The sequence below is a fragment of the Paenibacillus sp. Root52 genome, assembly GCF_001426865.1.
Classification (GTDB): Bacteria; Bacillota; Bacilli; order Paenibacillales; family Paenibacillaceae; genus Paenibacillus.
This window is the reverse complement of record NZ_LMFO01000023.1, coordinates 624,491-650,843: the sequence shown is the minus strand read 5'-3', so window position 1 is coordinate 650,843 and position 26,353 is coordinate 624,491. Positions and strand designations below refer to the sequence as shown.

Genomic DNA, 26,353 nt, shown 5'->3' with positions numbered 1-26,353 from the left:
CGGGAAACGATTCTCCATAGAAAGGAGGTGATCCAGCCGCACCTTCCGATACGGCTACCTTGTTACGACTTCACCCCAATCATCTATCCCACCTTCGGCGGCTGGCTCCTTGCGGTTACCCCACCGACTTCGGGTGTTATAAACTCTCGTGGTGTGACGGGCGGTGTGTACAAGACCCGGGAACGTATTCACCGCGGCATGCTGATCCGCGATTACTAGCAATTCCGACTTCATGCAGGCGAGTTGCAGCCTGCAATCCGAACTGAGACCGGCTTTGTTGGGATTGGCTCCACCTCGCGRTTTCGCAGCCCGTTGTACCGGCCATTGTAGTACGTGTGTAGCCCAGGTCATAAGGGGCATGATGATTTGACGTCATCCCCACCTTCCTCCGGTTTGTCACCGGCAGTCTATCTAGAGTGCCCACCCRAAGTGCTGGCAACTAAATATAAGGGTTGCGCTCGTTGCGGGACTTAACCCAACATCTCACGACACGAGCTGACGACAACCATGCACCACCTGTCTYSWMTGTYCCGAAGRAAAGGTACATCTCTGYACCGGTCAKWSRGATGTCAAGACCTGGTAAGGTTCTTCGCGTTGCTTCGAATTAAACCACATACTCCACTGCTTGTGCGGGTCCCCGTCAATTCCTTTGAGTTTCAGTCTTGCGACCGTACTCCCCAGGCGGAGTGCTTAATGTGTTAACTTCGGCACCAAGGGTATCGAAACCCCTAACACCTAGCACTCATCGTTTACGGCGTGGACTACCAGGGTATCTAATCCTGTTTGCTCCCCACGCTTTCGCGCCTCAGCGTCAGTTACAGCCCAGAGAGTCGCCTTCGCCACTGGTGTTCCTCCACATATCTACGCATTTCACCGCTACACGTGGAATTCCACTCTCCTCTTCTGCACTCAAGTCACCCAGTTTCCAGTGCGATCCGGGGTTGAGCCCCGGGATTAAACACCAGACTTAAATGACCGCCTGCGCGCGCTTTACGCCCAATAATTCCGGACAACGCTTGCCCCCTACGTATTACCGCGGCTGCTGGCACGTAGTTAGCCGGGGCTTTCTTCTCAGGTACCGTCACCTCAGGAGCAGTTACTCTCCTAAGCGTTCTTCCCTGGCAACAGAGCTTTACGATCCGAAAACCTTCATCACTCACGCGGCATTGCTCCGTCAGGCTTTCGCCYATTGCGGAAGATTCCCTACTGCTGCCTCCCGTAGGAGTCTGRGCCGTGTCTCAGTCCCAGTGTGGCCGATCACCCTCTCAGGTCGGCTACGCATCGTCGCCTTGGTGAGCCGTTACCTCACCAACTAGCTAATGCGCCGCAGGCCCATCCTCAAGTGAYAGATTGCTCCRTCTTTCCAGTTTCCTTCAGGCGAAGAAAACAAGTATTCGGTATTAGCTACCGTTTCCGGTAGTTGTCCCAAGCTTGAGGGCAGGTTGCCTACGTGTTACTCACCCGTCCGCCGCTAACCATCAGAGAAGCAAGCTTCTCWTCAAGTCCGCTCGACTTGCATGTATTAGGCATGCCGCCAGCGTTCGTCCTGAGCCAGGATCAAACTCTCCAATAAAGTATTGAAAAGAGCGATTAGCTCATTTTGAATCCGTCCTGAGCCAGGATCAAACTCTCCAATAAAGTATTGAAAAGAGCGATTAGCTCATTTTGAAWCTGACGAGATTAAAAATCTCATTTGTGCTTCGAAATCATCCAGTCCGAAGACATGTACGATTTCTCAGCGTCGATCTTGCAAGCAAGATCGTTACTCACTCGTTGTTCAGTTTTCAAAGATCAAACTTATTTCAGCGCCGACATTCGTTCTCGTCAGCAACTTTTATATCTTATCACATCCGAACCAACTTTGCAAGCTCTTTTTTTRAGTTTCTTTCGAAGCTTATTTTGTTTGCTTGCCGCACCGTGTTTCTCGTRTTTTCTTGGCCGGAATTAGAATATACCATGTACAGATTTAGAACGCAAGCTTTTTTTCGAAATAAAATCAATTTCCTTAATCGATTCCTCTCAGAAGATAAGCTTCTTCTATAATATATAGTTTCTCTAAGTTAGATTGTTCCTATATTATACGTTCCCAGAGTTCGATCTAATCATTCAGGAGCTAATTCCTTCTCTTTACTCTCGTCGCAAGTTCATATCTCCATCGTTTCATAGTCCACCTTTTCCCGGCCACTACACTACAACTATCTCTGCATGTATATTTCACTTCTTTAATTGCCAGCATTGAAGTGAAAGCATAAGCTACATGCCATATCAACGATGTTTAATCTCTTCTTGTTTATATATAGAAGGAAACAAAAAAAGCTAACACTCTGGCAAGATACCATCGCATTAGCTTCTTCTTCAATTTTGGTACGTATTCATTGCTAATCGCCCGACTATTCGCCACCCATAAATACATACCGGCATATTACGATAATCGCTAAGATCCACATCAACCAGTGAATCTTCACTTTGCGTTCTGTTACCAAGTTGCTGAATACCGCCAAGATTACATAAGATACGATACCCGCAGAGATCCCGTTCGCAATTCCACCTGTGAAAGGCATCAGCACAATGGTAAGGAATGCAGGGAAGGCTTGTAGGAAGTCATCCCATTCAATACTGCGAACCTGACTCATCATCAACACACCTACAATGATCAGCGCTGGAGCAGTTGCAGCAGAAGGAACAACTAGTGCCAGTGGAGCGATGAACAAAGCGAGGATAAACAATAGACCCGTAGTTACAGAAGTCAGTCCTGTACGTCCACCTGCTTCAACACCAGAAGCACTCTCAACATATGCAGTAATTGTACTTGTACCCAGTGCAGCACCTGCGCTGACACCAACTGCATCGACGAGCATCGCTTTACCGATCGTTTTCTCGCCTTTTTTCTTATCTTTCATAATGCCCATACGTGTCGCCGTCCCTACCATGGTGCCGAACGTGTCGAACAATTCAACAAAGGTAAAGATAAAGATGATTTCAAACAGACCTAAGCTAATTGCGCCTTTAAGATCCAATTGTCCTACTGCCAGGTCACTGAAGTTAGGCAACCAGCTCGCACCAGTCAACCCACTCAGATTAGTAACTCCCATCGGAATCCCGATCAGCGTTGTTGCCACGATTCCAATCAAGAGAGCTCCTTTGATCCGCATAACCATCAGAATTGCAATAAGCAACAAACCAATAAGAGCAAGCAGTGCATCGTGATGTGTTACGAAGTTACCGAGTGAAAGGTTAAAGCTACTACCCGGAATCGGCTGACTCAGATCTGCATCTGGCGCTACGTTCACGGTTACTGCTACCAAGTTAGCCAATTTGAAACCAATAATCGTAATAAACAAACCAATACCGACTGTGATAGCCATTTTAATCGATTGCGGAACTGCAACGAGCAACATTTGCCGTACTCTTGTCACGGTCAAAATGATGAACACGATACCTGAAAGGAACACAGCTCCAAGAGCTGCCTGCCAAGTAATTGCACCATTCGAGCTAAGAACCACTGTCATGAAGTACGCGTTCAATCCCATGCCCGGTGCGAGCGCAATCGGAATATTTACGAACAATCCCATAATAATCGTCATTAATCCAGCGCCGACGGCCGTTGCAAAAAATACTGCATTATCGGACATTCCCGCCCCACTAGAACCTAGAAACAACGTGTTTACAAAAAGAATGTAAGCCATTGTCATAAAGGTGGTCAGACCCGCAACAATCTCCGTTCTAACATTTGTTCCGTTTTCTTTGAGTTTAAAGAAACGATCCATAATTCACTTACTCCCCCTTAGAGATGTTGAAGCCATATTGAAAAACGACAAATGACCCTGAAGATGTTATATCCCCAGAGCTCAGCTTGACTAGGAGCGGCACTAAAGCCTTTTGACCAAGAACAAAAAAATTCTAATGTGCGTGCGTGATGTAAGACGCAACCATGTAGAATTTATGTGCTTAGCCTGCTCCTCTTCGTAGCCAGATCATTAGGGTGATCTCGTAGAGACTCCCGGGCCAATCCCCAGGATTATACGAATTAGTATGCGCTATTTGTTTGTTTCCCATCACTATTTTAGGAGGGCGGGTTCTATTTTGTCAATGATAAAAACGAATGTTATTTCTAAACTACCTCCATATCGTTCGTATTATTTAACAGAAAGAACCAAGTTAGCGGTTTACAAACCATTTACCTTCGAGTTTCTCAGCTGTTTTTCTAGTAGAATATGTCCATTTGGTCAGACTTCATATCGTTTCGGATAGTTAAATGCACATTAAAAAAGCTACCCTTTTCAAAGCACAATCAATGCTTCGATAAAGGTAGCTTGTGTTCATAGGAGCATGAGCAGAAGATGAACAATACAATTATTCTTTTATAAACGATAGGCCTGTCTTTTATTAGAGCAAAATTTAATATTAAGCACATGATTAACTTGTAACATAGTCAGCTATTTTCCTTAAACAGTCCTAAGGTTATATTTCTGTCTGCGAAGCATCGAGTAGCTTGTTTTGATCCTGATCTGTGTTCGCTGTAACTTCAGAGGGTACTTCCTGGTTTCTGGTCTGATCGGAAGATGCATCCGCTGCCTCTAAGTTCACAAATGAAAAATCACCGGAACCGGAAGCCAGATCCTGCACACCCGAACCGCATCCTGCCAGCATCACCATCAGAAATGCACTTCCAATGCCCATCTTCCATTTGCTCATATTGTCGGTTTTACGCATACACTCAATCTCCTTTCAGTAGCCAATTGCCTTAGTATGTACTCAGTATAGAACTCAAACCTGAAAAGAATCTGAAGTAAGCCTAAAAAGGAGATGAAGAACAGAGATATATGTAAGCTCAGATGTACTATCCTATACTCCCACACTTCCACTGCAACGGAATTATTCCGAACCGCCAAATCTCGAGTCGTATTGAATCCTTAAAGTTAATGCCATAAAACAAAAAAAGCTTGGCAGAAACCTTATTAAAATAAGGCTCCCCAAGCTTCTCTAGTGTTTAGTTTATTTAACTATTCCCACTCAATTGTTGCAGGTGGTTTGGAAGTTACGTCATAGACGATACGGTTTACGTTATCCACTTCGTTAACGATCCGCACGGAGATTTTCTCCAATACGTCCCAAGGGATACGTGCCCAGTCTGCTGTCATACCATCGATGGATGTTACAGCACGGATACCTACAGTGTAAGAATACGTACGTGCATCACCCATAACGCCAACACTCTTCATGTTCGGTAGTGCTGTGAAGTATTGCCAGATTTCGCGGTCAAGACCAGCCTTGGCGATCTCTTCACGCAAGATGTAGTCGGAATCACGAACAATCGTAAGTTTCTCTTCCGTCACTTCACCAAGAACACGGATCGCAAGACCTGGTCCTGGGAAAGGTTGACGGTGTACAATTTCGTCCGGCAGGCCGCACTCTGTACCTACTTTACGCACTTCATCCTTGAACAGCGTGTTCAAAGGTTCGATGAGTTTGAAGTTCATGTCTTCTGGCAGACCGCCCACGTTGTGGTGAGACTTGATGGTCTGCGCTGTTGCTGTACCACTTTCTACGATGTCCGTGTAGAGTGTACCTTGTGCTAGGAATGTGAAATCGTCAAACTGCTTGGACTCTTCGTCAAATACGTAAATAAACTCGTTACCGATAATTTTACGTTTTTGTTCGGGATCATCCACACCAGCCAGCTTGGACATGAAACGCTCTTGTGCATCAATTTTGACAACTTTCATGTCGAATTTGCCAACAAACGTCTCCATTACGCTTTCCGCTTCGCCTTTGCGCAACAGACCGTGGTCGATAAACATACATGTCAGTTGATCACCGATCGCTTTGTGCAACAAAGCAGCTACAACGGAAGAATCTACACCACCGCTGAGTGCGCACAGCACTTTACCGTCGCCTACTTTTTCGCGGATGTCTCTGATCGTGTCATCGATGAAAGTCTCCATGGTCCAGTTGCCTTCGCAACCACAGATATTAAACAAGAAGTTGCTAATCATGTCGTTACCACGAATAGAGTGACGTACTTCTGGGTGGAACTGAACAGCATACAATTTGCGCTCATCGTTACTCATTGCAGCGATTGGCGCACTTTCCGTGCCTGCATCCAGTTTGAATCCCGGAGGAAGCGTAACAACATGGTCACCATGACTCATCCATACAGTATGTTCGCCTTCAATACCTTGTGCCAATGCTGCACCTGCAGCAAACTCAAGATCTGCTTTACCGTACTCACGCTTCTCGGAACGTTCTACTTTACCTTCAAGCTGTTGTGCCATAAGCTGCATACCATAACAGATTCCGAATATTGGAAGTCCAAGATCATATACACCTGGATCTACGTGAGGTGCATTCTCAGCGTACACACTGGATGGACCTCCCGAGAATACGATCCCTTTTGGTGACATTTCTGCGATCTTCTCAGCCGGTGTATTATACGGCAAAAGCTCGCTGTATACGCCAAGATCCCGGATTCTTCTGGCGATTAACTGGTTGTATTGGCCCCCAAAGTCAAGGACAACCACAATTTCATTCTGCTTATTCATTACCGTGCCTCCCTCAATTAATGAAACTAATTATACGCAACGACAAAACATACCGTCAAGGAAAGGCTAAACTCCTTTATTCGACAATTTATGAGCAACACAAATGTAGAACAAAAGAATGCTTCTTTTTATGGTATAACTGCACTTTTGTTCAAGCCAGTCCCACAATTTTTCCACTTCTTCTGCTCCTTCCACTCCTACTTGTTGAATAAAAGCACCTCTAACTAATGCTAACCATCGCAACAAGGTTAGCGCGGAAAGACGCCTCGTTCGCCGCTAGGCAAGAGAGGCGTCCGTGAACAGGCGGCTAAACGTACACCTTGGCGTTTAGCGCCTCGGCAACCGCCGGGCTAGCCGAAGTGCCCGGCGCAGGAAGTCCAGACTGTCCGCGCGCAGCGGACGCTCTGGACCGTACAGCAGCCGTTCCCAGTCGGCTGCAAACCGCGCGATGTCCGCGCTGTCCGTGCCTGCGGCCACGGCGGGTGACGCTGCGTATTCCCGCAGCGTCATGCCCGGCGGCCGCGGGCCGTACTGCCGCGCAAGCGCGGGCCAGACCGGAGCGGCGGCGCGTAGCAGCCGCTCTCGGTCCGGAAAGCTGCTGCGCGGCCAAGCCAGCAGCAGCCTCAGCGGCAGCGCGGGGCGTAGCCGCCGCACGCCGAAGGCTACAGCGGCGCACAATGCCGCCGCTGCCGCAAGTGCCGTCGCGGTGAGCCAAGGCGCCGCGACAAATGCCTGGGCGCGAGCCAGCAGCCAAGCGCTCGCACCAGACCACGGATCCAGTTGCGGCTGCGCCCCTGCATCCTGGAGCAGCGTAGCTTCGGCATCAGTTCCCGCCGTCGCTTGTGGTATAACAAAGCCGGGCGTTGCCTCAAACGGCATCCAGCCTGCGCCCGGGAAATACACTTCCACCCAAGAGTGAGCATCACCTTGGGTAATGCTGTACTGCCCCGGAACCTTAGGGTCAAGCTGCCCTGTGCCAAATCCTTTGACCCATCGTGCTGGAATGCCTTCTGCACGCAGAAGGATAACCATCGCTGTTGAGAAATGATTGCAGTACCCTTGCCTAGTAACAAACAGAAAATCATCCACAAAATCCGTTCCACGCGGAGGCATACGTGTATCCAGTGTATACTCAGCATGATTAGCCAGATACGTCTGGACTGCATGTACTGCATCGTATCGTGTCTCGCTCCCTTTCACAATCTCATCTGCCAAGGAGCGCACACGTCCGGGCAGTGTGTCCGGAAGCTGTAGGTAAGTTCTACGAATTTCGGCAGGATCTTTACTCCGTTGCTTCGCTTCCAAAAGACGTAAATGCTCTGGCTCGGCTGTAGGAATCATAACATCTGCTGCATAGCGTTTAACGGATACACGGCGGCCTGAACCAGACAGCCACAGCGTCGCTGAATCCCTGTTCGACAGAAGCGAGAGCATGGTTTTCTCATTAACGCTCTCACTATCCTGAAATGATACATTGAGCGGCATTCCTCCCGTAAAGAGCGGATTCGGCCCCTTCCACTCCCGCTGCATCGTAACGGTTTGCTGTATACGAGTCCAATAGTTCTGATTCTCCCAGCCATCTGTACGTAGTAATCCGGATGGACTAGCCGTTTCGAAACTTTGCGCAGGATCACTCCATGTACTGCCGTTATAATATGAGCGAGTCTCCCCGCGCCAATACGTCGGTTCTGGACTTTTCGCTACGAAAAAGACCGTATCCCCCTGGGTCAGAGGTGCACCCATAGGAGCATCGGCAGTGCTATATCCTGTAACAGATGCTGTGGCAGGAATGCTATCTCCTGAGTTATAGCCTGCCCAGTGTGCCAGACGTTCACCAATCTCATCTAGAGATATCCGCTCTGGCTGCGAGATTGAACTAAAGTGACCTGGCAATCCAGAAAAAGAAATCATCGCCATGGCGGCAAGCACAGTCGCTATACTCCAGCGTCCATAAGGATTCAGCGCATAACGTGGTGTCGTAACCCCACCGGATAAACGTAAAAGTTGCAGCAGCGCCTGGATCAGCATGATCCAGAGTACTGAACGTACGATGGATGTGTAGACATCCAGCCCAGCCAGAGATTCCAGCAGCATCAAATAAACCAGTGTAGCTCCACCAAATAACATGACACTTAGACGCAGCAAAACGAGAGACTGCACCGAGGTAATCAGCATGCTCCAGCCTAACATCATGCAGAATCCTCTTGTTTCTGTACTTATACTATAGAAATGCCCACTCTGCATGAAGGTATCCAAGTCGGACATTAGCATCTCAGGATACGTGATCCCCCATCCAAGCGGATCTTGTCCGCCGTACATCAGACATAGTGCAACAAAAGCAATACATAACCGAATCAGTGTGCCTGCAATCCAACCGGTACGAAATAATCCGACCACAAGCAGTGCTCCGGTTAATCCAGCCATGACCAATAAAAAACGTTCACTTCCCTGCTGACCCGAAGAGGTCACCGGATAGATCCATTCCAGAGACAATAGCAGCAGCAGTGTGCAAATGAACAACCTATACCTAACAGGCTCTGCCTCTGCCTCTTTGGTTCTGTTGTCCAGATTGATATATGACAAGCCTTCTCCAATAGATTCACTGGATCGTGAGTGGCGGTTCGGACTATGCTCCCACATCCGTAACCACCACCTTTCCTACAGGAGGTATTGGGTGATCTGCCACGTTGCAGATTTTCACTCCACAGTGCTGAAGCTGCTCTAGCCACGCTGCGGACTGGGATTGAGGTACAGGTAGCTTTGAATCCGCTGCACTTTTATCTGTTGGGCTTGTCCTCGCTGTCTCTGTTAATTGCACCTCTACTTGTATGCCTAGACTTACAGCATCCAGCACCCATTGATGAAGATCCGCATCCATCCGTCCACTGAGTACAATAACCCGCGATCCAGTCGACATATGCTCCAGCATCGTCCGCTTCATCATGCTGGATCCACCCTGTGAAGCCCAGGAAATCCCTGCTAACGCTAACCGATCTAGAGATCGCTCCAAGTCACTAGAAGAGTGCATTTCACCAAATTTATACGTCTGTTGATAAGCTAGACCTTCTCTGTCGCTTGACCACAGTTGATACGGAATGCTATCCATATCCGCTTGATGAATCCACCTTGCTGCCATACTGACGGCTCGTTCAAAAGCAGGATGTTCGCTTGAATTATCCCAAGATTGTGCATAACCCGCCTGACCTTCATACACCAAAATATGAAGCGATGGTGATTCCATCGTTTCAGGGACAAACGTCTGAAGTCTCCCGGTTTTGGCTGTACTTTTCCAGTGGATTCGTTTCATTGGATCACCGTGCTGATAATCGCGGAACTCATGCCCCCGGCTACCCTGTAGACTTCTCTGCTCGGACAGCTGTCCCTCTCCCGCAACTGTAGATGTGTTGACGAGGCTCTCTCCATATTCGGTGACCGTGACAGAAGGTACAACGCTCAGTGAGGTTCCGCCGCTCGTCTCCGCAGATATCGTATTCCAGCCGAAAATATCACCCCAGTACAATCGGCCGTTATCCCATTCGTAGATGCCCCTTCTCAAACCAGACAACTGATATTGATAGGTGAACTGCCTCTTCATTCCTGGAAAAAAACACTTTCGATGCACACCCGCAGGTGTATTCTCACACAGCACAATCCATAACAGCGGAATACGACTCTCGAATTCCAGCTCGACTCGCACATGAATGGTTTCACCAGATAACATGCGGTTGGACTGCATAGATCTGCGAATATTAATGTAGCGTGGACCACAGGCATGGATAAGCACTCCACTAACTCCAATCAGAAGTGTAATGACGAAGAGAAACAGTGCCGATTTGCCTCCATACCACACGAAGAGGGAGCCAAAAGCCAGGATGAGGGCTGTATTGATTAGACGGCCGGCAAATGTGCTCATTGCCTCCGTCCCCTTCCTTGTGCCGACAACTGAACAGGGATCGGAACGGAAGACAAAGCCTCATGAATCACCTGCTCTTGTGACCATGAACCCTCTGTTCTATTCTGGGACTTAAGCTGAATGCGATGAGAAAGTACAGGAATCGCCATCTCTTTGACATCATCCGGGATCACATAACTGCGTCCTCGAAGGTAGGCAAAGGCCTGTGTGGCAACCATCCAAGCAAGCGTGCCCCGAGGGCTAACCCCAAGTCTCACGGATGAGTGGCTGCGTGTCGCTACAGCGACGGAGACCAGGTATTGCTTAATGACCGCATCAACATGTACCTGTCTAACCTCCCGCTGCATGGCTACCACTTCTTCCGCAAGCATGACCGGTGGACTTGCCAAACTAGATTCTCTATTTTGCATACGCGTTAACAGCTCTACTTCTTGTTCAGGCTCAGGATATCCGAGTCCAATCTTAATCATGAAGCGGTCTAGCTGTGCTTCGGGTAAACGGTAGGTGCCCTCAAACTGCAACGGGTTCTGCGTCGCCAGTAAAAAGAAAGGACGCGGTAACGCATACGTTGTGCCATCAACCGTCACTCGGCGCTCCTCCATCGCTTCTAAGAGAGCAGATTGGGTTCGGGGCGAAGCGCGATTAATCTCATCGGCCAATACGAAATTAGACATCACCGGACCTGGACGAAATGTAAATTCCCCTGTAGGTGGATGATATATCGAGGTACCCATTACGTCTGCTGGCATGACATCCGAAGTAAATTGAATGCGTCCCATGGAACAGTCCAGCGCAGAAGCCATAGCACGAACTAACATCGTTTTACCTGTGCCCGGTACATCCTCCAGAAGTGTATGTCCACCACCGAGCATTGCCGTAAGCACATACTGAATCTCTCGCTTCTTACCGATAATAGCAGTCTCGACTCGTTTAATTACTCTATTTAATAACTCCACCGCATGCTCATGTTCTATCCGGATATACGTCATATCACTCGGTCTCCTTCCATTCATCGGCATTTCTTAGTCATAGTAATCTATGATTTCAGTGTTGCCCGGAAGTAGAGAGATTAGACGTAGATTGTAAGATTTCCCCTGCTTATAGCAGCTACAGGAATGTTCGCCTTCACTGTCCATTCCAATTTATTAGATTTCATGGATTGGATGCTCAGCCCCATCTGCTCTAACAGATCTCGAAGCGGAACCCAAGTTGTACCGCCCTGACTTCGAACCTTCCCCTTCACGGTTTCGCCCGCTTGACCTAATCGTCCTGAAGTTAATTCTCCACTAATACTGCTTGCGTAGATTGTTCGGTCTTTCCAGACTACCGTAGCCGTTCTTGTTTCTGCATCCCAACGTGCATTACTGCCGAACTTCTTCATGAAGCTTCGTAAAGGCACCATGATCTGCTGCTCCTCTATTCGAAATTCTCCTGAGTGCAAGGTCGCTGCCGCCATCCCTATTTCAACCTTTAGTTCCTTACCTGCGAGCCACAAGGCAGAATTGGGTTCCACATGCTCAGCGATCCAAGCTTTGCCGGGCGCCTTACGAGAAGCATATGCCCCATCGGACTTTACACGGAATTGGACAGGCTGATCAGAAGCCTTAATCGTATCGAATTGATAGTTTTGATCCTGATAATACCGGATAATTTCCGGTAGTGCTTTTACCGTTTCGGCGTGCGCTCCCCCATCATGCATTAATACAATAACTGAGCTGGTTCCAGCAGGCACCTTGGTAGCATTACGTAGGATTTCGCTCACAGGCACACCTTTACGCCTCGAATCTCCGCTGTCCACATTCCAATCCATCACAGTGTATCCACCTTGCTTCAACAGGTCAAAATAGCTTTGATCAAAGTGGCCATAGCTTCCACCTGGTGCTCTCACCAGATTAGGGCGGAGCCCGGTGATTCCATGAATCACTTCTTCTGTCTGTTTAATCTGTTTCCAGAATTCTTTAAAATCACTATATAATTGCTTGTAATTATGATTGAATGTATGATTCCCCAGAGCATGTCCATCTTCTACAATTGCTCGAATAAGTTCAGGATTCCGCTGTGCCTGCTCACCAAGTACGAAGAACGTGGCTGGCACCTCTTCTTTCCGCAAAATATCCAATACTTCCTGAGTGTGCAATCCAGGACCATCATCGAAACTTAGATAGACCGTCTTCTTCTGATTATTTTTCTCGCTGGGAGTGGGTACATTAGAACCTGAAGCATAAGAAATGTCAGTTATCCCCGCGCACGTTGTAAATAAACTTATCGTTAGTACCATCCTTACTAGGAACGTCATCCATTGGGGGAACCTACATGTATGTTTTTGAGCACCATTCACGGACATATCCACTTCTACACTGATCTTTGATTCCATGTTCTGCGTCATTTATGAATCAACCTCCAACGTTTCTAGTAAATTTGCTGATAGACTTCAGCGGATTTGTTAGAATTATATGGAGGGCATCTGAAAAAAAGACGTCATTCTTCACTATAATTTTTCGGATCGTATCGTATGGATTACGATTGATTCTTTGCCATGAATTAGGTAGCATATCCTAAGCAAGACAGTCCGGGAGTTATGGTACGTTCGTAACTCACACCTTAACCTCAGGAGAGTGAAAAGTATTGGAATTGCTCGAGAAGATCCAACATCTATTTGGATCCTATGGATATAGTGTATTATTTTTTGGATTGTTACTTGAGTTCATTGCCCTCCCCTTCCCGGGTGAAACAACGATGGCGTACGCAGGGTATTTATCATACAAAGGACAGCTTGACTTCGGAATCCTTCTTATCCTTGCGTTTCTAGGAACGACAATTGGCATGACCATCACGTATTTTATTGGAGCTAAGGCAGGACTGCCGTTTATAACCCGCTATGGAAAATGGTTTTTATTGAAGCAGGACAAGCTGGATAAAACGCAAAAATGGTTTGGTAAATATGGTAACGGTCTGATCTTCATTGGCTATTTCATTCCAGGTGTGCGGCACTTTACAGGTTATTTTGCAGGCATCGCTGCGATCCCTTTTCGCAAATTCGCTCTCTACGCTTACTCGGGTGCATTATTCTGGGTTGTCCTATTTCTAGGCATCGGCAAATTATTCGGCCCTCAGTGGAACGTCGTATTTCAGCTCGCGCATCAGTACTCTGCGTACCTCCTAGCAGGTGTTGGACTTTTACTGTTAATTGCAGTGATTTACCGTTACCGCACTGTCTGGAGTCAACGTAATGTGAAGAAAAAGACCCCTGTTCCCCAAAGACAAAAACAAAATGCAGACTAAAGTCGTCTGCATTTTGTTTTTTTATGACAAATATCAGTTCAACGTCACAGCTTATAGATAAAAAACTTAGTTGAAACATGACTCTAACAAAACAATTCAGGCGAGACCTATACGTATCGTCAAATACTGCTACCTTGCATTCGTCTCCATGTCTGTCCTCACAGGCATCATAACTATAAATTGTGTGGATTGAGCGGATTGACTCTCAACATAAATTTTCCCATTGTGCGCTTTCACCAATTCTCTAACAATGGACAAACCAAGTCCACTGCTCTTGGATTTTCTCGACGGATCACAGACATATAACCTATCGAATACATAAGGTAGATCCTTATCCGCAATCCCTCTCCCATTGTCTCTAATTTTGATTTTTACTTGGTCGTTCCTATAATCCATAATTAACTCGATCAAGCTCCCACCACTATGTGTTATCGCATTCTGAAGTAAGTTGTTAATGATACGTTTGTATGCATTTTTATCCAGAAACAAATATAATTCATTACTTGGAATGCTAATGCTGTATTGAAATTGATGTTTATCAAAAATTGCAATCCATCCTGCCACGATATCACGTGTCACCTCATAAATGTCTAAATACTCAAAATGAAAAGTTTGTTCCTTAGCATCTAACTTAAACCATTCGAATAAAATATCTATGTACTCCTTTAGATCCTGTGCCTTAGCTCTTGCAGTCTGAATATATTGATCTTTTTCTTCTCCTGCAACGATACCTTTGTCTATAGCCTCCAAATACCCAAGTAGTGAGGTCAGTGGTGTCCTTACATCATGGGAGAGACTTGTCATTAAGAGCTTATTTGATTGCTCTGCCTTCTTAAAGCCCGCTAGCTTTTCATTATTCATCTTTACAATTTCATTGATTTTATAACATACCTGTGTTGATATATCATGATGAGATAGAATAATTCTACGATTGGTATTTCCTCGAATAATATCTTCAAGTACTAACATGATTTCAGATAAATTACTTCGTAGTCGATAGATATATCGAAACTGGTAGAGAACGATTAGGGCTAAAACAACGATAATAACATTTGTTAGTGACATGAATTCCATCATCATACCTCCGGATTAAACCTATAGCCTACTCCCCAAATGGTTTCAATATAATTAATCTCATTATTCGCAGCTTCTAGCTTTTTTCTGATTTTACTTGTATAGGCCATAATATTGCCATCATCAAATGCAAATTGATCATGCCAAACTTGAATATACAGTTGCTTTTTAGTAAATACCTTGCCTTTGTTAGCCGCAAGATAATATAACAAATCAAACTCTTTAGGTGTTAAGGTTATCGCTTTCTCATGAACGGTGACCGTCCTCGACAGCATATCAATGATCAGTCCACCTTTATAGGTTAGCTGTAAGCTTTCTGGTTTAATTGCATAATTTAGTGCAGTATATCGGCGTACAAGAGCATCAACTCTAGCTAAAAATTCATTAATACTAAAGGGTTTAGACAAATAATCATCTGCCCCTAGTCGAAGGCCGTACACCTTGCTTCCTTCCTCCACTTTAGCTGTGAGCATTAATACGGGAACAGTATTTACTCTTCTTATTGCTGTAAGAATCTCAAAGCCATCCATTTCTGGTAGCATGACATCAAGTACAACGAGTTGGTAGTCCTGCTCAGCCAGTAAACTTAATCCTTCTGATCCATTATGGCAGTAATCCACTTGCATACGATTGTCACTATCCATACAGCGTTTAAGGAGCTTACAGAGCTCCACGTCATCGTCTATAATCAATGCCCGATTTGGTGTAATGGAAATCCCCTCCTACCTCATAAGCACACCTTCATTCACTTCGTCATTAATAACTCCATTGAAGCTTTTATAATAGAACGACTTTCTCTTCATTAATTCATCATGAGTTCCATGCTCCGCAACTTCTCCACGATCTAGAACGTAAATATGATCCACCTTTTGAAGAACATTTAGTCGATGTGTAATCATTATCAAAGTAACAGATTCATCATTTAAATTAGCAAATATTTTCCTTTCAGTAATAGGGTCTAAATTACTTGTTGCCTCATCAAAAATAATCACCGAAGGTTTTGAAGCAAGTGCTCTTGCAATTGCAACTCTTTGTTTTTGTCCGCCAGAGAGATTCTGCCCATTTTCACCCATGATTGTCTCTAGCTGTAGAGGAAAGCCTTTTACATCGTCTTCCATCTCTGCCTTCTTCAAAGCATCATATATCTGCTCATTGGTCAAATTCCCAGCAAAATCTATATTACTTCTAATTGTACCATTAATTACTAAGGGGGTCTGTGTCACTACGGCAACTTTTTGATAGAAATGCTCTTTGTCAATTTCCAAAATATTATGCTTATTAATTGATATAATTCCTTCATATTTGTGTAGAACATTCATGATCAGCTTCGTAATTGTTGTTTTTCCACTGCCTGAACTACCAACAATTGCAACCTTTTGTCCTGATACTACTTTTAGATTGATATTTTTCAAATTATATAAATCTCTAGGAGAATAACTAAAACTTACATCCGCGAACTCCATCACTTCAAAGTCATTCACTTTAACCGTGCCAGAAGGTGTAATATCACTGTAATTAAGCAATTCTTTGACACGTATGAATACCTCTTTAAGTGTACTAAGCTGTGGTAGCATCGTTGACAATGCACGAATCGGATTAATGAAAAAAGCAGACAATGCAATGAATCCTACTAATTGTCCAAGAGATAAGTCGCCAGAAGCAACCAAGCCTCCTCCAACAGCATACAACAACAGCGAAGTTACTATATTTATAGAGCTGATTGCTGACTCCATAAGATCACTTGTTTGTGTCCTTTTTTTATGGAGCAATACTGTTTCAGAATAACCCTGATCGAGGTTATCAAACATAATCTTTTCAATTCCCATGTTTCGTATTTGGATTATATTGTTCACCATGTTAAATAATTCACCTTGTAAAAGACCCTGTTTAGCCATGTATGCACTTGTTTTCTTTTGTACTCTTCCATTGAGCAGCATAATAATCAACAGTTGAGCTACTGTTACAATGCATACAACAAGTGATAACGATATTGAATATTTAAACATAGCAATTCCACATACAATTGCAGTTATAACATCAATACTAACGGTAACCATCACACTAGACAAAAACTCATTAATCATACTGACATTATTGAATCTATTAACAATGTCTCCAGATGTATGACCTTCAAAAAAACGAGTATCAATTTTAAATACCTTCTTCAACATTTGGAGAATAACATCCTTGTACAGTACGTTTTGAATCAGAAGTATTAAACGCTTTCGTAACCAAGTAACACCAAAATAGGCCACAGCAATCAATAGAACCGCACCTAAGACGCTGTAAACGTTAAGCTCTGTGCTGTCCTTACTTAAGACGTCTATTATTTTCTGTATAATACCTGGAATAATTAAGACGATTAACTGTGCAGCAACGGTTAGCAAGATACTAACAACCATCTTAAACCAATCTATTTTAAATCTCATTTCGGTTGATTTCGGTAAGGGCTGTTGTTTCCTATCTTCACTTGGTCGTATTACTACAATAATATTTAAAAAATGATTAACGATTTCTGAAAATGACCGTATTTTTTTTCCCTTTGCAGGATCTAACACATGAAAACCGTGTTTTGTTCTCTTCTCTATAACGACATAATGGTTCTCTTTGGAACACATAATAACCGGCAAATGTTGAATTAAATTTTGCTCATTATTAGCATAATTATAAGCTTTGAACTTGAAGAAATGTTGTTCACAAATGAGTTTCATATCCTCCAAGGAAACCCCATCTCTACCAACATTAGCGCCTAAGGATATTTTTGTTATATCTGAACGATAGTGATAGTAATTAAACAACATCGTTAAGCATGCAGTACCACAATCAGTCATACCTAATTGTCGAATCAGTCTCATTTTTTTCATCATTAAGGTCACACGCCTCTAATTTAGTATAGATAAAAGGCGACCTACTCAAGAAATCCAAATTCATGAGGCGGTCGCCATATAACCATATTTAGTCTTAAATTCTGACTCCAATTACAGAGGGTAACGATGGCTTATACATTTTCAACAACGAATAACCTATTCCAGAAGTGCCCACCATAAAACTGGCATTCTCATGAGAGTCAGGCAAGCCGCATCTCCACTGTCCTTGTTTAATCACGCTTGCAATCTCTCCACTCACACTTCCACATAACTCTAATAAATCAGACTTATTATAATAACTTGCATACTGAAGTAAAATCTCCAAGTTCCCTAAATCTCCATGACACAAAGAATGATCGCCACAAAATCCTTTTGATATTGTTGTGTTAGCCGCAATCAAGATATCCTTTTCGATCCTTGCTTTCATATGAGAAGGAACACACTCTAACATTTGCATTCTCCCTAATAAAATCCCACTTGCACCATGACACCAAGCAACAGGATATATACCCAGCTCATCATTAGGTTGACCATCAAATACTCGTTTATCTCCCCAATTTTGTTCTGTTGGATTAAATAAAACATCTTCATAATCCAATGTATGTACCGCCGCTTGAAGAAACTCTTCGTTATTTGTGAATTTCCATAGTCTTAGTAGGGACATTGCAATTCCAGTAGAACCATGTGAAAATCCTGCTAAAGGATTGCTGGCTTCTGATGGGAGCCAACCTATTCCTTCAGGAAGTTGGATTTTATGTTTCAGTAGCTTCATCCCAGCTCGGATTGAGGACTCAAGGTATTTTTTTTCTTTTGTTATTTCATAAAGATTTAAGATCACCTGAATTGTTCCTGCGCTACCCATCATTAAGTCATAACTCTCGTCAAATTCAATCAAATAGTCCACAATTTTAAAATGTTGTTTGGCATAATTTAAATAAATCTCATTACCAGTTATAGAAAACAACAATTCAAAAGTGTACATCAACGAAGCTTCACCAGAAAATGCACCATTACTTTGGCTAGGTAACATAACTAGATTTTCTTTTACAGTATTAGAATATTTAAATAAAGTTTGGTCGAGCGCTTCGCATATTAAATCATACTCACCATCGTGAGTCATCATTTTTAATGCATTCATAAACACTGCAATACCAGCAATTCCTTCATAAAGATAAAAAGTCATCGGAGCTATATTCCACATCGTGTTAGATGTGCCCATCAGTGAAATATTAATCCAGCTAACATCATTCATATCCCTGTTGTAAATCGCCTTCTTCATAATATCTCTTGCAATCGTTTTTGCGGCTTCCATGTAGACTGAATGATCAAGAACCATGTCTGGCTCTTGGACAGAGCTTGATAAACTGTAGTGATGGTTCTCCGTTAAAGCTTGTGTTTTATCTTGAGTGTATAAAGAAAGTACAATATATAAAGTTTGTTGCTTCAGGTCGTCTTCGCTTAAATTCTGAATTTTATAACGTAGCTTGTCCATACTACTAAATTCAAAATAATCTAAAATTTCATCATGGGTAGAACTGTAAAGTGTTCTTTGAGAAGAATTATAATAAAAATAAGGAATATCATTTTTAAGAAGATCTTGTAACTCATATTTTGTAACTTTAATCATTCTTTGGTCAGTGATATCAATGTACTTGTACAAACATTTTAAGAAGAGCTCTCTCGCATGACCATTCTGCAAAAAGTCAGGATGATAGGAAGCATGAAGCATCATTGCATAGTGTTGAGTCTCCCTAACAATGTGTCGCAGCTCTAATTCTTCAAATAAAGCTGATTTTTCTAGAATCTTACCTTTGTTCTCCATCGCATATGTGTACGCTACTTTGAATCCTTCAATAATCTCAGCAATAAACTTAGAAGGTGAAATGAATTCATCTTCAAGCGTAGCTAAATTTTTATTAGTTGATGTTGTAGGATTAACATACTCATAGTGCATGGCTGAAGTTTGCAAATCTACCAGTCGTGGAACCTTAATAGGCAGCTCTTGATTCTCCACTCCATTGATTGCACTTAAATCAATGCCATCCTCTCCATTTTTCCCCCAACTATGATGTGGGAGCATGCCCGAATGGAGTACCGAATCAGAAAGTTGAGAGTACACAGCATCTAATGCCGTTTCATCTAGTGTTTCTGGTCGATTATCCATAATGGTTTCCAAGTCAACAAGAACAGGGAATTCACCAGAGGCTATGATATTTTCTAAATGGATATCGCTTGTATGCAAAATATAATTTGCAAAAATTGAGATCCCAAACCGATAGTAGTAACGCTTTAGAGCTTCTAAAGAGGAACATGAGCTATATTCCACTTGCTCTACCCAGCCATATTGCTCTTTATTAATTATCTTATAATTGAGCATTGTCGTATTACAGTTCTTAGCTATATCATGAACAAAAATTTGATATGCTTCTTCTGCTTGCAGAGAACGTGGCTTATAAATTAACTTGATGTTGTTATCTAATTCAATTTTGTATACCGCACTACCACCTTTGTGTGAATCAGACAAACTAGAGCTCATTTTATCAATTCCACTAAAGCTTTTACCCTCACACATTTCATTAATAATAAGATCTGTATCTTGATCTAAACGTTCTAGGATCGTTACATAATTAAAAATAACAATGTTAATACTCTCAAGTGCCAACCTGCACAAACAAGGATAGATGGATAATAATTGAGCCACGTAATCCTTATCGTTTAGGTATGTTTCTAAGTAATACTCATACTCCTCACCAGAGCTCTCTCCCTGAAGTGTCCCCTCTTCTTTACTAATATACATCTCGAAAATAAGTGATCTTGTACATATATTAGATAGCTTGGCAAAGAGAGTACCTAGAAAACTTTCTTTCACAACATGGTTTGAAAATTTTGTACTTCCGCACAAGTGAAGTTTCTTATCAAACCAATACAACCCTAACTTTAGTAAATCGCCAAACAAAGGCTTAAATACGATATCTTCACTTTCTAAAAACGAAGATGGAAGCTGCACTACATGATGCTCTCCCATCAAATAAGCATTGTGAATCTCGTTTAATTCTTCGAAATAATTTGGCAATTCTGTAGTAAAATCCTCCGAGCTATACAACAGATCTATATTTAATTTTTCGTTATCTTTTAAGTAATCGATGATTTCTATTCCTAATATATTCTTCCAATAATCGTAAACTTGCTGGTCTGGTTTGAAAGAAACTTTATTGTATTTTCTTTCTCTAATATAGCTTGAATTCTCAAAAATGGTATTCATGTCTGACCTCCTTCAAGGTTCTATAAAAATGATCTCCAATGCAAGATTAAAAATAAATTAATATTTAACTAATGGTTTACAACTTGTAGCCACCCTAACTAGTATTCGTACATCAATGTTTAAGATTGATTAAATCCCCTTGTTACTAGCAGCAGAAGCTTAAGAAAGGACACTCTGTCGTAAAGGTACAGAAATTACCACATGATTTTTGTTTAGAATAACAGCTGTTGTATGTGTTTGGGCTGTTTGCTGCACCATGTACTTTATTTAATTCCGCTTCACTTAGTTCGATCATGATATTACCTGCTGGATTCTCGAATTCTGCATTTCTTTTCAATGGATTTCTAAGAATATTTTTGTGCATATTCAACATCTCCTCTTAAATAGAAATTAATTAGTTAGGGTGGTTACAAATCGTAAACCGGTTGATATTCACATTGTACAACCGAAATGTATCAAACACCCTAATTTGGAAAATTAAGCACTTTTTTAGGAATAATAGGTCACTTTATTTAAATTTTAATCATTTCGAATTCTGTTTATGTAACTCGTAGCTCGTTTTAAACAGTATTTCACGAGTTGTTTTTCTGTTTTTTCTACTGACTGGCAAGACGACTTCATTTTCCATCATTAAATAATCGTAATGGGTCTCCACAATATACTTAAGGTTGACCAAGTATGACTTGTGAATGGAAATAAATTGCCGATTATTTAATTGTTCTTCAACTATCGACAACTTCCCATAAAAACTGCGAACACCATCAACTAGGACAATGTTGATTTTCTTTCCTTTGCTTTCAAAATACATAATTTGCTCAGAGCAAACTTTATACTTATGACTTGCTATTTTATATTCAAAATACTCCTCACCTAAGCTCAACAGAGAAATAGATGTTCTGAGTACACTTAAAATACTTCTATATTGGAGTGGTTTAATTAAAAAGTTTAACGGTCTGGTAGCAAATAACTGCATAGCGTAGCTTTCTTTTTCAGACATATAAACGATATGAGCAGTATTATTATTCATTTGCTCACGGATTCTTTTTCCCGCCTCTATTCCATTCATTGATTCCATCTCGATATCTAAGAAAATTAAATCTATTTCTTCTCCACTACTTAAATACTTGCAAAGATCCATCCCTGAGAGGAATACTTCTACTTTGATATCTATAAGTAAATCGTAACTAGCTTGGTTAAAAATACGTTCTAAACGTGCTCCCATTAACCGGTCATCGTCACAAACTGCTATGGATAACAATTCATTCACCCTCTTTTTTTAATGGCAACCACACAAAGAGCAAGCTAAGTAACAATACGCAAACCAGACTACTTAATGCCGTAAAATACTCACTAGGTGTAACAGAACGAGCCCCTGATATCTCAAAAATAGCAGATATGGGATACATACTGTGAATAGATGAATTTGTAGTAAATACACCAATGAATGAATATACCATTGCAATAGCTGCTGATATCCAGTATCCCCTGCTTAACACTGTTACAATGGTTATAATCGGGGTAACAGCCACAAAACAGCCAATTCCTTGCAGTATATATTGCTTTAAATTAGTAATGACAAATGGAATGGTCATCAATTCACGGTTAAATATAAACTCCGCACAGATCACAAACAGGAATAGCACACTTGTCATCAATAGACTAATACAAAACGCAACCAATATTTTTACCAGCATAAGCCTTGTATTTGATAATGGAATCATCTGAAGATTTTTTAATGTATCATGCTGAAGCTCTCTATAAATGATAAAGCTACCCATTAACGAGAATAGCGGTGGGAAAATGTAATAAGTAAATAAGGATAATGTGCCTTCGGAAAGCCATCCCAACGTATTAATGTATCTCTCGCCTTGAAAGTATCTTAGTCCTTGAAGAACAATAATTGATGCTACTAATACGATGGTAATGACTGATATCATAAGCAATCGGGTTCTTTTTAACTTATTAAATTCAACACTAAAGAGCATACATATCTATCCTTCCTGCTTATTTAATACCATCAATGAACCCACCAGGCATAGCAAGGATACTACGAGAATATTGAGAAAAGACCCTATGATGCTCCCCTCGATGGTAATCCCTTCGAAGTTGTTATACCAAATTACATTCATAGCGCTAGACACGGGATGAATACCGACTAATGATGAGGCCGCAATGTATCCAAAAAATACATAAGCAACACTAATAGAAATAGGAAGTACGAACCCTTTTTTAGAAATTGTAATTATAAGAACAATGGGTAGCATCGCAAGTGGTGTGAGCAATCCACTATATAGACACAATGCAAACAATCTGACTATAAGTGTAAAGTTGACATCTGGGAAGCCTCCAGCAACGAGAGCACCTATAGTGATTAATACGCCTGTCAGCATCATGATGCTAAGCGAAATACCAAATAAAGTAATTATCTTCGAGATTAAAATTTCATATTTACTAACTGGAACACTGGATAGTTCCTTCATCGTGTTATATTTATATTCATCTGAGAAAATCATTGTGGCTAAAATGCCTAGCATGATTGGCAAAATTAATAAACTCATATACCCTAGACTTAATTTATAAAAATCAGTAAAGCTGTTCATAAATGAGGCATTTCTAGAAATATTAGCAGCATAATAAGTCACAATGGCAGGCATTACACAAGCAATCAAAATTTCCGCCAACAGCAGCTTTTTACGCCGCAACTTCATGAATTCAGCTTGAACAATGTTATGCAATCCCCTCACCTCCAGTGATTTTTCTGAAGTAATCCTCCAGCGTATCATTACACAGCTGGGAGGCACTCACATCTATATCACTGAGCATCAAAGCTTTATTCACTTGAGCAATATCGGTCTGTGTGTCGAATAATCGAATTGTATGATCATCATCCACACTATAATGAAGTTGACCTAGTTTTTGCTCTAATACTCTAGCTGCTTGAGCAGAAGAGGATACCTTGAGCAAGAAATATTTAGTATTGTTCTTCTCCAGTTCTGCATAGCTACTTTCGGTTAAAAGAATGCCGTTATGGATAATCCCGATATCATCTGCTAATAACGAAATTTCGGATAAAATATGACTTGATATAAATATCGTTTTTCCTGTTATACTACTCATCTCTTTTATTAGATCCCTCATTTCGGCAATACCGATCGGATCAAGACCATTCGTAGGCTCATCCAATATCAGTAATTCAGGATCGTGCATTATCGCATTAGCTATTCCTAATCTCTGCTTCATCCCTAATGAATAATTCGCAAATAATTTTTTGTCCTTATAAGGAAGTCCCACAATATCAAGTGCTTCTTTGACAGCATTTCTACTCACAGTGCCACGTAACTTGGCGAAAATCTCCATATTCTCTGTTCCTGTTAAGTTCGGATAGAAACCTGGCGTTTCAATAATCGCTCCAATTCGTGAATATAGCCGCTTACGCTCTTTAGAAGATCCTCCTATCCTTTCTCCTAAAATTTCGATATCTCCTGAATCGGGCTTAACAAGTCCCATCATCATTTTCATAATCGTCGTCTTACCAGCGCCATTTCTGCCAAGTAAACCATATATACGCCCTTGTTTCACTTCAATTTTCACCTGATTTACTGCGGTCTGTTCATTGTATTTCTTCGTTAAATTTGTAATTCGAATTGCTGTATGATCCATTAAAAAATTCAGCTCCCTTCATGCCACTTGGTAATTTATAGAATATCACCTCATTTGAGCTATAAGCTTGCATTTTTCTAGTGATTCTTTATCTTTACATGTCCATTACAGAACCAGCGTAAGAACGCAGGCTAATTTCCCTCACTTTGTTGTCATAATCTGTATTCATCCAGGTCATACTACTTTGAAAATAAAGGTTGTACTGGGGGGATATGAATATGAGCATCGATGCGCAGAGTCATGATACAACGCAGCATATCAATCCGAATCTGAGTCAAAACATAGAGTACTGCAAAGAGATGATGGGAAACAGCAATGACCTGATGATCCGACCTTTCCAATGCTTGCACAAATGGCCTGCCGTTCTGCTATATATCGATGGGCTCGTTGACGTACAAATTTTAAATCAGGCTATTCTTGAATCCTTGCTGCAGCGCCGGGAACTCCCTGATTTTTCAGCAGATGATGAACATCTCATTTACCTGCAAAATGATGTTCTTGCCGCTAGTGAAGTATTACTTATTGAGGACATGGATGATGTATTAAATGCGATGATTGCAGGTTTCGCCATCCTGTTGATTGAGGGCTCCGTGCGTGGTCTCAAGATTGGTGCTGCCGGGTGGGAAGATCGCTCTGTTGGCGAGCCGATATCACAGACTGTTGTCCGTGGCCCAATGGAAGGTTTTAATGAAAATTTACGTACCAATACAGCGATGATTCGTAGAAGAATACGGGATTCACGCCTCTGGATTGAAGAAAGAGAAATTGGACAGATCACCAAAACAAGAATCGCTGTGCTCTATATCAAGGATACGGTTAACAATGATGTCGTCGAGGAACTTAGAAAACGACTGGATGAGATCGATATTGATGGCATTCTGGAAGGCGGATATATCGAGGAATTTGTTCAGGATGAGACACGCACCATTTTCCCGACGGTCTATAACAGTGAACGACCCGATTCTGTAGCTGCCGCACTGCTTGAAGGTCGAGTAGCCATTATTGTGGATGGTACACCTTTTGTACTGCTTGTTCCGGCCTTGTTCGTACATTTCTTTCAATCTCCCGAGGATTATTATCAGCGGGCAGATATTAGCACATTGATCCGTATGATTCGGTACTTGGCTTTTTTTATCGCTTTGTTGGCTCCATCCTTCTACATTGCCATCTCGACCTTTCATCAAGAGATGTTACCGACCAATCTACTGATCAGCCTAGCCGCACAGCGAGAAGGTGTCCCCTTCCCAGCGTTCATTGAGGCATTGCTTATGGAATTAACCTACGAGATCTTGCGAGAAGCCGGTATCCGAATTCCCAAAACGGTCGGTCAGGCCGTCTCCATTGTAGGTACACTGGTTATCGGTCAGGCTGCGGTTGATGCTGGGGTCGTCTCAGCAGCCATGGTCATTATCGTTTCCATTACCGCAATCTCAAGTTACGTCATCCCAGAGAACGGTCTATCTATTTCTGTCCGAATTTTACGCTTCGTTCTGATGATTTTGTCGGCTGCCTTTGGTTTCTACGGCATCTTAATTGTGCTGTTAATTACCGTGACTCACCTGTGCACACTACGTTCATTCGGCGTACCGTACATGTCACCTTTTGCCCCTTTCATTCAGAGTGACTTAAAAGATACGTTGTTCCGGGTACCTTGGCCTAATATGAGGACTCGCCCACAATCTACAAAATCACCGAACATCAATAGACAGCCTCCCAAAAAAAAGAAAAGACAGTGATAGTCAGGAGAACATGA

18 protein-coding genes, 1 rRNA gene and 1 riboswitch are annotated in these 26,353 nt (G+C 42.4%); of the genes, 2 read left to right on the top strand and 17 right to left on the bottom strand.

Annotated features, from left to right (window positions below; genetic code table 11):
* Positions 1 to 20 precede the first annotated feature (20 nt).
* The 8 genes from ASD24_RS20765 to ASD24_RS20730 form a co-directional block, all read right to left on the bottom strand.
* A 16S ribosomal RNA gene (locus ASD24_RS20765) occupies positions 21 to 1,573 on the bottom strand.
* An 817-nt stretch (positions 1,574 to 2,390) separates the two neighbouring features.
* Positions 2,391 to 3,767, bottom strand: coding sequence for an NCS2 family permease (locus ASD24_RS20760; protein ID WP_056699874.1), 1,377 nt, complete (start codon positions 3,765 to 3,767; stop codon positions 2,391 to 2,393).
* Positions 3,768 to 3,946: 179 nt separating this feature from the next.
* Positions 3,947 to 4,046, bottom strand: a riboswitch (purine riboswitch).
* A 415-nt stretch (positions 4,047 to 4,461) separates the two neighbouring features.
* A complete protein-coding gene (locus ASD24_RS20755) occupies positions 4,462 to 4,713 on the bottom strand; it encodes a hypothetical protein (protein WP_056699871.1) in 252 nt (83 codons plus the stop codon).
* A gap of 290 nt (positions 4,714 to 5,003) precedes the next feature.
* The gene (gene guaA / locus ASD24_RS20750; RefSeq protein WP_056699868.1) at positions 5,004 to 6,542 is read right to left on the bottom strand and encodes a glutamine-hydrolyzing GMP synthase; all 1,539 of its coding nucleotides are present in this window, start codon (positions 6,540 to 6,542) and stop codon (positions 5,004 to 5,006) included.
* A gap of 327 nt (positions 6,543 to 6,869) precedes the next feature.
* On the bottom strand, positions 6,870 to 9,182 hold the full coding sequence (locus ASD24_RS20745; protein WP_056699864.1) for a DUF4129 domain-containing transglutaminase family protein: 2,313 nt from the start codon (positions 9,180 to 9,182) through the stop codon (positions 6,870 to 6,872).
* Complete coding sequence (locus tag ASD24_RS20740) at positions 9,169 to 10,455, bottom strand: DUF58 domain-containing protein (protein WP_056699861.1); 1,287 nt, start codon at positions 10,453 to 10,455, stop codon at positions 9,169 to 9,171. The genes ASD24_RS20745 and ASD24_RS20740 overlap by 14 nt, the downstream gene beginning before the upstream one ends.
* Positions 10,452 to 11,444 (bottom strand): AAA family ATPase, encoded by a 993-nt coding sequence (locus tag ASD24_RS20735; RefSeq protein ID WP_056699857.1) that lies wholly within the window; start codon positions 11,442 to 11,444, stop codon positions 10,452 to 10,454. The genes ASD24_RS20740 and ASD24_RS20735 overlap by 4 nt, the downstream gene beginning before the upstream one ends.
* A gap of 80 nt (positions 11,445 to 11,524) precedes the next feature.
* Positions 11,525 to 12,841: a polysaccharide deacetylase gene (locus ASD24_RS20730; RefSeq protein WP_056699854.1), complete on the bottom strand. Its 1,317-nt coding sequence runs from the start codon at positions 12,839 to 12,841 to the stop codon at positions 11,525 to 11,527.
* 239 nt (positions 12,842 to 13,080) lie between these two features.
* On the opposite strand from ASD24_RS20730, the gene ASD24_RS20725 reads away from it, so the two are divergent.
* On the top strand, positions 13,081 to 13,737 hold the full coding sequence (locus ASD24_RS20725; RefSeq protein ID WP_056699851.1) for a DedA family protein: 657 nt from the start codon (positions 13,081 to 13,083) through the stop codon (positions 13,735 to 13,737).
* Between the two features lie 129 nt (positions 13,738 to 13,866).
* Here ASD24_RS20725 and ASD24_RS20720 read toward each other — a convergent pair whose 3' ends face one another.
* The 9 genes from ASD24_RS20720 to ASD24_RS20680 all read right to left on the bottom strand — a co-directional run bounded on the left by ASD24_RS20720 (position 13,867) and on the right by ASD24_RS20680 (position 24,600).
* A complete protein-coding gene (locus ASD24_RS20720) occupies positions 13,867 to 14,598 on the bottom strand; it encodes a sensor histidine kinase (RefSeq protein WP_235540712.1) in 732 nt (243 codons plus the stop codon).
* Between the two features lie 215 nt (positions 14,599 to 14,813).
* Positions 14,814 to 15,503, bottom strand: a complete 690-nt coding sequence (locus ASD24_RS20715; RefSeq protein WP_082560485.1) for a response regulator transcription factor — start codon at positions 15,501 to 15,503, stop codon at positions 14,814 to 14,816.
* A gap of 30 nt (positions 15,504 to 15,533) precedes the next feature.
* Positions 15,534 to 17,678, bottom strand: coding sequence for a peptidase domain-containing ABC transporter (locus tag ASD24_RS20710; RefSeq protein WP_056699845.1), 2,145 nt, complete (start codon positions 17,676 to 17,678; stop codon positions 15,534 to 15,536).
* A gap of 94 nt (positions 17,679 to 17,772) precedes the next feature.
* A complete protein-coding gene (locus ASD24_RS20705; protein WP_056699843.1) occupies positions 17,773 to 20,940 on the bottom strand; it encodes a type 2 lanthipeptide synthetase LanM family protein in 3,168 nt (1,055 codons plus the stop codon).
* A gap of 145 nt (positions 20,941 to 21,085) precedes the next feature.
* Positions 21,086 to 21,304: a plantaricin C family lantibiotic gene (locus ASD24_RS31530; RefSeq protein WP_056699840.1), complete on the bottom strand. Its 219-nt coding sequence runs from the start codon at positions 21,302 to 21,304 to the stop codon at positions 21,086 to 21,088.
* A gap of 159 nt (positions 21,305 to 21,463) precedes the next feature.
* The gene (locus ASD24_RS20695; protein WP_268795347.1) at positions 21,464 to 22,207 is read right to left on the bottom strand and encodes a LytR/AlgR family response regulator transcription factor; all 744 of its coding nucleotides are present in this window, start codon (positions 22,205 to 22,207) and stop codon (positions 21,464 to 21,466) included.
* Positions 22,200 to 22,925: an ABC transporter permease gene (locus tag ASD24_RS20690; RefSeq protein ID WP_056699835.1), complete on the bottom strand. Its 726-nt coding sequence runs from the start codon at positions 22,923 to 22,925 to the stop codon at positions 22,200 to 22,202. The genes ASD24_RS20695 and ASD24_RS20690 overlap by 8 nt, the downstream gene beginning before the upstream one ends.
* A 6-nt stretch (positions 22,926 to 22,931) precedes the next feature.
* A complete protein-coding gene (locus tag ASD24_RS20685; RefSeq protein ID WP_056699832.1) occupies positions 22,932 to 23,675 on the bottom strand; it encodes an ABC transporter permease in 744 nt (247 codons plus the stop codon).
* Positions 23,668 to 24,600, bottom strand: a complete 933-nt coding sequence (locus ASD24_RS20680; RefSeq protein WP_056699829.1) for an ABC transporter ATP-binding protein — start codon at positions 24,598 to 24,600, stop codon at positions 23,668 to 23,670. The genes ASD24_RS20685 and ASD24_RS20680 overlap by 8 nt, the downstream gene beginning before the upstream one ends.
* Before the next feature lie 212 nt (positions 24,601 to 24,812).
* Between ASD24_RS20680 and ASD24_RS20675 the strand changes: the two genes are divergently transcribed.
* Entirely contained in the window at positions 24,813 to 26,336 is a 1,524-nt protein-coding gene (locus ASD24_RS20675; protein WP_442952599.1) for a spore germination protein, read from the top strand.
* Positions 26,337 to 26,353: the final 17 nt, after the last annotated feature.